The sequence below is a fragment of the Pseudoxanthomonas sp. SE1 genome, from assembly GCF_029542205.1.
Taxonomy (GTDB): domain Bacteria; phylum Pseudomonadota; class Gammaproteobacteria; order Xanthomonadales; family Xanthomonadaceae; genus Pseudoxanthomonas_A.
The window spans coordinates 1,490,105-1,501,189 of the sequence record NZ_CP113783.1 but is presented as its reverse complement, the minus strand read 5'-3'; the positions used below and the strand labels follow the sequence as shown (position 1 = coordinate 1,501,189).

The following is an 11,085-nucleotide window of genomic DNA, read 5'->3' as shown; positions in this document are numbered from 1 at the left end:
TTGGAATCGGGGCGCGAAAAATGAACAGGCGCCACGAGGGCGCCTGTCGTCGACCGCATCGCGGGGCCGGTCACTCGGCCGCCGCGACCTTCGCTGCGGGCGGATTCTGGTAGATCAGGTACGGCTCGGACTTGTGCTCGATGACCGATTCGTCCACGACCACCTTGCTGACGTTCTCCAGCGACGGCAGTTCGTACATCGTATCCAGCAGCACCGATTCGACGATGGTGCGCAGGCCGCGCGCACCGGTCTTTCGCTTGAGCGCCTTGCGAGCGATGGCGGACAGGGCGTCCGCGCGGAATTCCAGCTCCACGCCTTCCATCTCGAACAGTTTCTTGAACTGCTTGGTGATGGCGTTCTTCGGCTCGGTCAGGATCTTGACCAACGCGGTCTCGTCCAGTTCCTCCAGCGTCGCGACCACCGGCAGACGGCCCACGAATTCGGGAATCAGGCCGAACTTGATCAGGTCTTCCGGCTCGACCTCCGACAGCACCTTGCCGATTTCCGGCTTCTTCTCCGAGCTCTTCACCTTGGCGCCGAAGCCGATGCCGCTGGCCTCGGTGCTGCGCTGCTGGATGATCTTGTCCAGACCGGCGAACGCGCCGCCGCAGATGAACAGGATGTTCTTCGTATCGACCTGCAGGAATTCCTGCTGCGGATGCTTGCGCCCGCCCTGTGGCGGAACGCTGGCCACGGTACCTTCGATGAGCTTCAGCAGCGCCTGCTGTACGCCCTCACCCGATACATCGCGGGTGATCGACGGGTTCTCGCTCTTGCGCGAAATCTTGTCGATTTCGTCGATGTAGACGATGCCCTGCTGCGCCTTGTCGACATCGTAGTCGCACTTCTGCAACAGCTTCTGGATGATGTTCTCCACGTCCTCGCCCACGTAACCGGCTTCGGTCAGGGTGGTGGCGTCGGCGATGGTGAACGGCACGTTGAGCAGGCGCGCCAGCGTCTCGGCCAGCAGGGTCTTGCCGGAACCCGTCGGGCCGGCCAGCAGGATGTTCGACTTGGCCAGTTCGACCTCATCGTTCTTGCTGCGGCTCTCGATGCGCTTGTAGTGGTTGTAGACCGCCACCGCCAGCGTGCGCTTGGCGCGGTTCTGGCCGATCACGTACTGATCCAGGACTTCCAGGATCTCGCGCGGTTTGGGCAGGTGGCTGCGGGCCGACTGCGCCTTCTCCTCCAGCTCCTCGCGGATGATGTCGTTGCACAGTTCCACGCATTCATCGCAGATGAACACGCTGGGACCCGCGATCAGCTTGCGCACCTCGTGCTGGCTCTTGCCGCAGAACGAGCAGTACAGGATTTTGGTGCTGTCGCCGGAACGGCCCTGACGATCTTCGCTCATGCTGGTAATACTCGGTCGCTCAACCTGCCCTCGGGGGCTTGCGGTCGGAGAATAGCACACGGCCCAGGCGTGTCAGCCGGGCCCGTGAACAGGGGATTCGTGCCGTAAAAGCGGGCAATCCGGGGAATCAGGCCGACTGGATGGAGTCGTCCGGGCGACGCTCCAGCACCTGGTCGACCAATCCGTAGGCCTGGGCATCGGCCGCGCTCTTGAAGTTGTCGCGCTCGGTGTCGCGCTCGATCGTCTCCAGCGACTGCCCGGTGTGCTTGGCCAGGATTTCGTTCAGCCGGGCACGCAGGGTCAGGATCTCGCGGGCATGGATGTCGATGTCCGTCGCCTGGCCCTGGAAGCCACCCAGCGGCTGATGGATCATCACCCGCGAGTTCGGCAGCGCATACCGCTTGCCCTTCGCGCCCGACGCCAGCAGCAGCGCGCCCATGCTGGCCGCCTGGCCCACGCAGATGGTGCTGACGTCCGGCTTGATGTACTGCATGGTGTCGTAGATCGCCATGCCCGCCGTCACCACGCCGCCCGGCGAATTGATGTACAGGCTGATGTCCTTCTCGGGATTCTCCGCCTCGAGGAAGAGCATCTGGGCCAAGATGACGTTCGCCACGTGGTCATCCACGCCGCCGACAAGGAAGATGACGCGTTCCTTCAGCAGGCGGGAGTAGATGTCGTAGGCGCGCTCGCCGCGGCTGGTCTGTTCGACCACCATCGGCACCAGGTTGAGGGCTTTGGTTTGGATGCTCATTCGGTTATCGCGCCTGTCGTTCGTGGAAAGGTCCGGCCTAGGATAGCCGGACCTTCTGTCCGGACGGGTGCCCGGCTCAGTTGCGGATGGCTTCCTGGAAGGAAAGCGTCTGCTCGGTGTGCTGGGCGCGTTCGGCGATCCAGTCGATCACCTGCTCTTCCATCACACGGCCCTGCAGACTGTTCATCAGTTGGGGATCGTTGCGGTACAACTCAATGACCTGCTCCGGCTCCTCGTAGGTCGAGGCGATCAGGCGCAGCGTCTCGTTCAGGCGCTTGGGGTCCAGGCGCAGCTGGTTGCGGCGGGCCACCTCGCCCACCAGCAGGCCAACCAGCACGCGCTTGCGCGCTGCATCCAGGAAGCCTTCGTGTGCGTTGTCGGGGACCTGCACCTGCTGGCCCTGGCGGCGAGCCTGCTCGGCCGCCTGCTGGACCATCGCGCGCGCCTCGTTCTCGACCAGGCGCGGCGGCATTTCGACGTGCGAGTAGACGGCGATCAGCTGCTCGCCGACCTCGCGGCGCAGGCGGGTCATCAGGGCACCCTTGAGTTCGCGCTCCAGGTTGCTGCGGATATCGGCGCGGAACTGCTCGGCATCGCCGCTCTTCACGCCAAAGCTGCGGATGAACTCGCGATCCACCTCGGGCAGTACCGACTCGGCCACCTCGGTGACCTTGACATGTACGTCGACCTGCTTGCCCGCCAGCGGCGGTACGCGCCAGTCGGCGGGGAACGTGACCGACACCGTCTTCTCGTCGCCCTTGGCAAGGCCCACGAGCGCCTGCTCGATCTCGCCGAACATCACGCCCGACCCGATCAGGGTGGCACCCTTCTCGATGCCCTCTGCCGGCATGCGCTCGTCACCGGCCTGCGACCAGGTTTCCAGCGCCACGCGATCGCCTTCCTTCGCGCCGCGCTCGACCACCTGGAACGTGCGCCGCTGCATGCGCAGGTTGTCGACCATCTGGTCGATGTCGGCGTCGGTCACTTCGGCGGCATGGCGGATCACGGTCAGCTTGGAGACGTCGACGTCGCCGAAGTCCGGCACCACTTCGAACGTGGCCACGAAATCCAGCTCGCCCTCGCCCTGCTTCTCGATGCGCGGATTGCCGGCCAGCTGCAGTTCCTGTTCGCGCACGGCGTTATTGAACGTCTCGCGGAGCAGGCCGTCGAGGGCCTCGGCGCGGACCTGGTCGCCATAACGCTGCTCGATGACCTTGGCAGGCACCTTGCCGGGACGGAAACCCTTGATGCGCGCGGTGCGCGACAGTTCGCGCAGGCGGCCGCCGATGTGGGTGTCCAGGCGCTCAGCCGGCAGGCTGAAGCTCATGCGGCGTTCGAGGTTGCCGACCGATTCGACCGAAACTTGCATACTCACTGACTCCTGCGGCCACGGCACAGCCGGGGCGATGTTGATAATCCGGGACGCCAGGGACAAGAACGCAAGGCCCGCCCGGCGGAACTTCATAGTTTCGCTGATTCCGGGGCAGGCTGCCAGCGGGGCGGGCGTTTCCGTGCTGAAGACGCGGTTCGGCCGAACGGCCCCAGGCGGGGCGACGGCACGACAGGGGCCGGCAGGTGACCGCCCCTGCCTTCGAGAGGGGCGGCGCATGGTGCGAAAGGAGGGACTCGAACCCTCACGGGGGTTACCCGCTGGAACCTAAATCCAGTGCGTCTACCAATTCCGCCACTTTCGCAGGTCGGTGCATTGTAGCCGGCACCCTGCTCACGCCGGCAACAAAAAAGCGCCCGGGGTGACCGGGCGCTTCGGGTTTGGTGGGCCGTCAAGGATTCGAACCGCGCCACCGTATCCCCGAACCGCCATGATCCGCGAACGCGCCGCAGCGCGCCCGGACGCCTGGCATTACGAAAAAGAAAACGCCCGGCGTAGGCCGGGCGCTTTCGGGTTTGGTGGGCCGTCAAGGATTCGAACCTTGGACCTATTGATTAAGAGTCCGCCGCGCTCACCCGGCAGTTCAAGGACTTGCGGGCACTACTTTTACGGATATGGCTCCGTGGAACGCCTGCTGTGGCGGCATCCGCTGACAACTTTTACGGAGGCCAGCGGGCCACCACATTCCGACCTGGGCACACTTGTGCCCAATCCGGGTATGGTCCCCGCCATGGACCGAGACCCCCCAAACCCCTACCGCGACATGACCCTGCGGGAGCTCCACCAGGTCATGAACGAGCGCGCCGGCGAGCTACTCAAGGGCGCTAACGTTAGCAGGCGGGACCTCGCCTACCTGCTGCTCGCCGCGGCCTTCCCGCTGGCGACGGGGGAGAACCGGCCGGGGTCACCTGCGCACCGGGTCCGCCAGGGCGCCGACATCGCCGATGCCTTCTGGCCCGAGCTCCAACAGGACTTTCGGGCGGTGATGCACTTGACCTTTGAGCATGCGCGGGAGGCCGCCCAGCTCACCTGGGAGGATCTGCACCGGTACGGGGAGACGCTCTTGGCCCAAGGCGCCCCGAGTTACTGGGGCACGGAGACGGAAGAAGATCTCCGCCGCTCCCTGCAGCAGCTGCAGGCCGCTAAGGCGCTGAAGGCAAACCTCTGGCGGGCGCCTTGACGCCATGCCCACCGCCCGCCGGTATAGTCCGCGCCATGGACATCCAGAGCATCGTGGACGAGCGCCTGAACGGGCCCGAGTGGCTGGCCTTCCTTGAAGGGTTGTGCATCGCGATCGCCGACGTTTCTGCAGGGGCGCCGGCCTTCCAGCGCGCCGTCGACATCGCCAAGGCGCCTCTGTTCGAAGGCGTGACAGAAGAGGACGGCGAATTGCTCGAGGCGGCGGTGATGGCCGAGCTCGAAGCACGGAACGTGCTGGACGAATACACCAGGGAGCTGTGACCCCATGTGCTATTCCGCCATGATCCAGGCCGACTACGACAAGTTCTGCCGCCATCACGGGGCGATCATGAGCCTGGAGGACTTCGCGGCGAACGTGTGGGCTGCGCCTGACCGGCAGCGCAAACGGACGACCCGCCGCCGGATGCCCAAGGCGATTGAGGACTGGTTCCTGCGGCCCCAGCGCGAGGGCCTGGGACAGGAGATCGGCTTGGCAATCCGCGACGCGCGTGCAGAGGAGATGGCTGAACACGCCACCGACCTCGCTGGCCAGCGCGAGCGCCTGGCCATCAACGAAGCGAAGCTGGCGACCAAGCCGACGAAGACAGCCTCTGAGGAGGTCCGGAAGGCCAGCAACAAGATCGCGCAGATCGAACGCTGGATCACCGACGCCGAGCGCGTGCAGCAGCTGCCGCGCGATTTCCGGTTCTTCCCGCAGTGGTGGGTGCCGGTGATGGTCATGGAGGACGATCAGCTCGTGGTGAAGCCCATGCGCTACCAGCTCCGCAAGCCGGGCCTGCCGGCCTCGGCCGACTGGATCGAGGGCAAGACGCTGCCTAGCGGCAAGAAGTCCCCCCGGCGGCTCAGCGGTACGTACAACGCCAGGCGCGACAACCTCACGCGCTACTGGAAGAGCCAGTTCGGCCATAAGCACGGCGTCCTGGTCATCGACAGCTTCTTCGAGAATGTCTCGCTGCACAAAGCCGAGGGGCGCCCACTGGCGCCAGGGGAACCCCACCTAGGCGTCGAGATCCAATTCACGCCCGAGCCCCGCGAGCCGATGCTGATCGCCTGCATCTGGGATCACTGGCAGGGTGCCGAAGAAGCCCCCTTCGACAGCTTCGCCTTCATCACGGATGACCCGCCGCCAGAGGTGGCCGCCGCCGGTCACGACCGCATTCCGATCCGCCTGCAGATGGACAACTTGATGGCGTGGTTGACGCCACAGGGGCGGTCCCTGGAAGAGCTACAGGCCATCCTCGACAATCGCCCCGAGGCGTTCTACGGCCACACGATACCGAAGGCTGCTTGATACGGCTTCGGTTAAGACCACCGCACGATGACGATGCCGGATGCCCCGTTGCCCCCGCGCGTGCCGCCACCGCCGGAGCCACCGCCACCACCGCCGGTGTTCGCAGTGGCATCACCGCCGTTGCCTGAAATCGAGCCACTCCCGCCACCACCCAGGCCGCCGACACCTGCCACGCCGCCATTGCGGCCACCTCCTCCGCCACCACCAACCGCCGCGGGTGCTCCGACGGCAATGGCGTCACCCCAGCCGGCCGTCACCAGGTCAAGGCCAGCGCCACCGGCTCCACCATTGCTATTCCCGGTAGTGTCAGCGCCCACCCCCAACTTGCCGCCGCCCCCCGCGCCTGGCCGATTGGCCTGTCCGTTGGCTGCCACGCCCCCCGCGTTTCCTTCTCCGGGCGTGCCCGCACCGCCACCGAGGACGCCACCACCATAGGCTGCAGTGCCGCCACCAGACCCGCCGTTCCGGCCAGATTGCCCGCCTCCTGCTCCGCCGCCGGTGGCGCTCTGGGCCCCGAAACTACTGGCGCCCCCGTCACCGGTGACTCCGGTGATACCCGTCGAGCCAGCCCCACCAGCGCCCACGGTGATCGAGACGTTACCGGACACTGCCAACGCCAGAACCTCGCGCACGCCACCTGCACCACCCCCGCCACCACCGTTGGGAGAGATGTGGCCACCACCACCTCCGCCCGCCACCAGGAGCACATCAACAGTCGAGGGCGAGCCCGCTGCCGCCCAGTTCCATGTCCCTGATGCAGTGAAGACTTGATAGTTGGTCAACGGCGGATCCACCGACACGGCCGATGCCCCGAACATGCCGGCAAGCATCACGCAGCCTCCATCTTTCCGATCAGGCGCCACGTGTTCGTAGCCACCTTGCGCAAGCTGCAGCCGGCATTCTGTCCCTTCAACTTCAGCGTGTCGTCAGCGTCGTAGAGGATCGTGACGCCTGAATCCGCCACGATCGTGGTCTGTCCCGCCCCCTGTTGCCAGACCTCCAGCGCGATGCCAACCGGAAACGCCACGGAACTGTTCGGTGGCACGGTGAAGTTGTTGGCGGAGGCAACATCCATCTGGACCACCCTGTCCTCCAGCACTGGCGTATAGCTGGCAGATTCGGTCCTGATGGCAGGAATGTGTTCACCGCTTGTGACATCGGCTTGCTGGATGGTTACGACCACCGCAGCGTCGTCTGAGAACGTGCCAGCGCTCGCGAAATGGCTCACCGAGATCTTGCCGTAGCCGGCCGCATCCACTGCCCCCAGGACGTCCCATTCTTGCCACACATCAAGGTCGCCAGCGTCATACAGGTACAGCTTCCCGCCGGCCGACAGCGTCGTCCACAGCGCACTGTGATCACCGCTATCGACATCGACATCGTCGATGAAGATCATCGTGGAATCTGCCTGGATCGCATTGTTCCAACGCAAAACCCCCGCGCCCGGATCCGCGTCACTGGTAGATCCAATGTCTGCAATGAAAGAGGCCAGCGACAGCGCGATTGCACCGCGCGGCAGGTTGCCCAGGTGAGAGAGGGGCAGGCGGGCATTGGCACCCTGCGCGTTGACTACGGGCAACATCCACCAGGGGCGCACAGTGCCTGGGCGGGGTAGCTCTGAGATTTTTGTCATGTCGTTATCCCAAAATGAAAGCGGTGCCGGTCTCGGCGTGAAGCAGTTCACCGCTTTCCAACTGCAATGGCTCTGCAGCTGCAGTCGTGTACGTGAACTGGCGAACGTGCATTTGATAGCTGGCCAGGCCCTCGCGCTCGGATTCGAGCTCAAGACGAACAATCCCATCGCCGCTCGGCGTGACCGCTATGGATCCACTCGCAAACCCTGATTGCGTGTCATCCAGGACGCCATTGAGGTAGGTGCGCAGGGTGTACGTCGTGCCTGGCTCAGGCCCGATGCCCGCCGCCTCACTGTCGATCAGTTGATCGGCCTGCAGCAGCCGGTCGCGATCCACGAAGGTCACTGTCAGTTCGCCGAACAGGTAAGTCGGCGCAACCTCCGCATTCACCCGGAACTGCGCTGGTGGGTACGGCCTATGGACCCGGCCCGCCACGGTGCAGGTCAGCGTGGGCGCTTGCGCAGGCGGCTGCACCTGGGTGGATGTCCGTGTCAGCAACTTGGCGTTGACGGTTTCTCCGTCCGCGTAGGCACGCCCGTCGACCGCATGCCACTGATCGTATCCATACAGCATGGTGCCGGCCGCATGGGGCACTGGGACGGTGTCGGCCACACCCCGCGCCAGTGTGATCTGCCCCGTCTCCGGATCAAGCGCGTCAAGGCGGCACTCCTCGTTCTCCCACAGCAGGCGCTGCCCGACCTCCAGTAGCGCCAGCCGTGCGCCAGCTGCCACGGTGAACGTGGTATCGAGGTAGCCCGCCGCCTCTTCAAGCGTGAATCCGGGACACCAGTTGCCGAAGGTTCCTTCGCCGTAATCTTCGCCGACGGCCCGCGTGTAGAGGGCGAAGTCCAGCCCGACACTGGGCGGCGTAGCGAAAGCACCGATATAGCCGATGCCATCTGGCAGAGCCTGCATGTCGGCATTCGATAGTGTGGCCACCAACTCCACATAGGGCAGCTCGATGAGCCGTTGCTGCGGTGATCCGCGTGGTGCGGGATCCGGATCGATCGGTGGCTGCGGCAAGATGTAGGACGTCCCCGGCATCGCGTAGACGTCCTGGACCGACACCAGTCGGATGGCACCGGAGCGCAACGTTCCGGCATCAATGTCACCCACCATGCACACCATGTCCGCAATTCCTCGGCGAGGCGCCTGCAGCCGGAAACGGCCACCAATGCGCCACGCATAGGGCGTGCGGTTGCATACCAGCCGGTGGCGCTTTGGCAGCTGGGCTTTCGCATCCAGTTCGCGCTGAGCAACGCGCAGGGCGAGCGCCTCGACTGGGATCTCAGGAAACTGGAAAGTCTCGGAGTTGACGGCACCGACGGCATGGATGGCTCCCTGTGCTTCCACCGGCGCCGTGCTACGCGTCTCCTTCCGCACCGGATCAAACCACGCCACGCTGACCTGATTGGTGGCGTCGTCAAGCGTCCCCGGCTCCTCCTCGAACTCCAGGATATCGTCATCGGTCAGGACAGGCAGATCGCCCAGAACGTAATCATCACGGATGATGTCCAGGTACCACAGGCCATCGACCCGGCTTCGGGAGCATCGAGCGCCGATCACATTGCAGATGCGCTGGCGAAACTCCTCGATCGTTTCCCGGTCCACGTTGTACTTCGTGCACAAGCCGAAGCCTTCATCGAACAGCCGATCCGCAGAAGCAACGAAGCTGGCTTCGTTGATGGTCTCCGGCGGCTCGCCCTGCATGCTACTGGCCACCAGACTGTCATAGATGATGTGGGCTGGATTCATGCCCCAGAAGCGGCTGTCGGCTGGCGGCACGAAGAGTTCAACGCTGAAAGCATCTCCCTCGCTGTGAAGCAGGGCCAGCCACTTGTCGGTCCTGATCGCCTCAAGCTCGCCGGGAAGCACGATGACATCATCGAGCGTGGCGCGATCACGGATGGGGCCTTGCAGATCAGTGCGACCGGATGCGACAAGCAGGGCATCGAGGGCCGCCTGGTCCGCGGGATTGCCGACCCAACCGGCATCGTGCACCAAGTCACCCCCCGGATGCGTTAGCCGCCACCTGGACGGATTGGTGGCGGGCACCAGTGCCCCATCCCCGGGAACCACCCGCATGTGGATGACGCCGGACACCGGTCGCAGCGTCGACGAGATGGCGATCGGAAGATGCCACAGGGATGGCGGACTTGCGCCCAGCGTGAAGCCATGATGGAAGACGATCTCCTCCGGTAAAGACTCACCATCCATCAGGATCGGCGCCTTTTCCGGATACCAGCAATCCCCTTCGGACCCATCGCCAACGGTGTTGTCCCAACCGCGGAGGATTCGCCGAACTTTGAATGAAGCGGGCTTTGGGTAGGGATTCATCGCGCCGTAGCGCCCACCCTTGAACAGGAGGGACGCCAGCCCACGCCATGCCGGCTGCATCGGACCCAGATGCTTGGCCAAGTAGGCACTCGGCTGCTGGGCAGGCTCACCCATCATCACATCGCAGTGACCGGCAATGCCGCCTTCGGACTTCTCTCCGCCCCAGAGATTCATGGCGTCGACGTAGATCTGGCCGGATTCGGTCTGCTGGCCGCGCCACGCCGTTCGGTCGCCGCCCCGGAACTCCAGGAACGCGTCGAGCGGGCCCTGGCCCAGCGCGAAGTGCATCAGAGGTCGGTACCAATAGCCGATCGTTTGTGGCTTCTTACTGCTGCTCACGAGCGACCTCCTCGCGGGCCCAGCGCGCCAGTGCCTGCGCCATGCCGCAGCCGGTGCCCTCGAAGATCGAGGCAGGCAACCCGCTTCGAACAAACGCGCGGAAATCCAGCCCGTGGCGCTCAAACCAGAGGCGCGCTCCCGGCGCACAGAAGCCTGCACTGCGCGTGAAGTACGGCACGCTGCGCAGGTGCGCCATGGTCACGATGACGTCAGGGGCTGTCGGGATCAAATTCGCCCTCATCCGGATAGTGGTTGCCGCCGCCGAGCGGATCGTCGACGTCGTTCAGGCCCGACAGATTCCATTCGTCGTCGAGCCAGGATTCGATGGGATTGGTAGTGCCGGGCAGCAGGCCTGGCTTCCACTTTTTGCTGCCCTTGCTCTTGATGGCCTCAGTGCCGAGGTTCTTCCAGCCCAGGATGAAGCTGTCATCGACCCAGACTTCACCGTAGATGCGGTCGTAGGCTGTGCCGTCTTCGACGTCGGGCACCTTGCCTTCCTGCGGCTTTGCCTGCTCGACTTTCGGCCGCATGGCATAGCTGATCGCCAGCGACACCACAAAAATGATGATCTGAATGATGATCGTCGCGCCGCCGTCAGCACGCACGGTGTCGCCATATGCATCCGAGGAGGCGTACCGCGTGGCGGTGTGCACGAGCACGGCACCGATCGCCACGGAGATGGAACAGGCAATGAAGAAGACGTACCAGCGCAACTGGTCGTGGTACTTGTCCATCACCCAATAGCGCATCAGCCAGCCAGCGTGACTCAGGCGGCTCATGCAATGA

General features: G+C 64.6%; 11 protein-coding genes and 1 tRNA gene. 3 read left to right on the top strand and 9 right to left on the bottom strand.

Annotated features, from left to right (window positions below; all coding sequences use genetic code 11):
* Positions 1-70: 70 nt before the first annotated feature.
* From clpX to OY559_RS07090, 4 genes are all read right to left on the bottom strand, one after another.
* Positions 71-1,354: an ATP-dependent Clp protease ATP-binding subunit ClpX gene (clpX, locus tag OY559_RS07105; RefSeq protein WP_277729357.1), complete on the bottom strand. Its 1,284-nt coding sequence runs from the start codon at positions 1,352-1,354 to the stop codon at positions 71-73.
* Between the two features lie 127 nt (positions 1,355-1,481).
* Complete coding sequence (gene clpP / locus OY559_RS07100; protein WP_277729356.1) at positions 1,482-2,108, bottom strand: ATP-dependent Clp endopeptidase proteolytic subunit ClpP; 627 nt, start codon at positions 2,106-2,108, stop codon at positions 1,482-1,484.
* Between the two features lie 76 nt (positions 2,109-2,184).
* Complete coding sequence (gene tig, locus OY559_RS07095; protein ID WP_277729355.1) at positions 2,185-3,477, bottom strand: trigger factor; 1,293 nt, start codon at positions 3,475-3,477, stop codon at positions 2,185-2,187.
* A 239-nt stretch (positions 3,478-3,716) separates the two neighbouring features.
* A tRNA-Leu gene (locus tag OY559_RS07090) sits at positions 3,717-3,802 on the bottom strand.
* Between the two features lie 318 nt (positions 3,803-4,120).
* Here OY559_RS07090 and OY559_RS07085 point away from each other — a divergent pair.
* Genes OY559_RS07085 through OY559_RS07075 form a run of 3 tightly spaced genes read left to right on the top strand, consistent with a single transcriptional unit; the run spans position 4,121 to position 5,989 of the window.
* Positions 4,121-4,678: a hypothetical protein gene (locus tag OY559_RS07085; RefSeq protein ID WP_277729354.1), complete on the top strand. Its 558-nt coding sequence runs from the start codon at positions 4,121-4,123 to the stop codon at positions 4,676-4,678.
* A gap of 35 nt (positions 4,679-4,713) precedes the next feature.
* The gene (locus tag OY559_RS07080; RefSeq protein WP_277729353.1) at positions 4,714-4,959 is read left to right on the top strand and encodes a hypothetical protein; all 246 of its coding nucleotides are present in this window, start codon (positions 4,714-4,716) and stop codon (positions 4,957-4,959) included.
* 19 nt (positions 4,960-4,978) lie between these two features.
* The gene (locus OY559_RS07075) at positions 4,979-5,989 is read left to right on the top strand and encodes an SOS response-associated peptidase family protein (RefSeq protein WP_277729352.1); all 1,011 of its coding nucleotides are present in this window, start codon (positions 4,979-4,981) and stop codon (positions 5,987-5,989) included.
* A gap of 11 nt (positions 5,990-6,000) precedes the next feature.
* Here the strand turns inward: OY559_RS07075 and OY559_RS19740 are convergent, their stop codons facing one another.
* The 5 genes from OY559_RS19740 to OY559_RS07050 are packed head-to-tail and all read right to left on the bottom strand — an operon-like array spanning position 6,001 to position 11,078.
* A complete protein-coding gene (locus tag OY559_RS19740) occupies positions 6,001-6,807 on the bottom strand; it encodes a glycine-rich domain-containing protein (RefSeq protein ID WP_343228772.1) in 807 nt (268 codons plus the stop codon).
* Positions 6,808-6,818: 11 nt separating this feature from the next.
* Positions 6,819-7,622: a hypothetical protein gene (locus tag OY559_RS07065; protein WP_277729350.1), complete on the bottom strand. Its 804-nt coding sequence runs from the start codon at positions 7,620-7,622 to the stop codon at positions 6,819-6,821.
* A 4-nt stretch (positions 7,623-7,626) separates the two neighbouring features.
* A complete protein-coding gene (locus OY559_RS07060) occupies positions 7,627-10,299 on the bottom strand; it encodes a hypothetical protein (protein ID WP_277729349.1) in 2,673 nt (890 codons plus the stop codon).
* On the bottom strand, positions 10,286-10,495 hold the full coding sequence (locus tag OY559_RS07055; RefSeq protein ID WP_277729348.1) for a hypothetical protein: 210 nt from the start codon (positions 10,493-10,495) through the stop codon (positions 10,286-10,288). The genes OY559_RS07060 and OY559_RS07055 overlap by 14 nt, the downstream gene beginning before the upstream one ends.
* A 13-nt stretch (positions 10,496-10,508) precedes the next feature.
* Positions 10,509-11,078: a hypothetical protein gene (locus OY559_RS07050; protein ID WP_277729347.1), complete on the bottom strand. Its 570-nt coding sequence runs from the start codon at positions 11,076-11,078 to the stop codon at positions 10,509-10,511.
* Between the last annotated feature and the right edge of the window lie 7 nt (positions 11,079-11,085).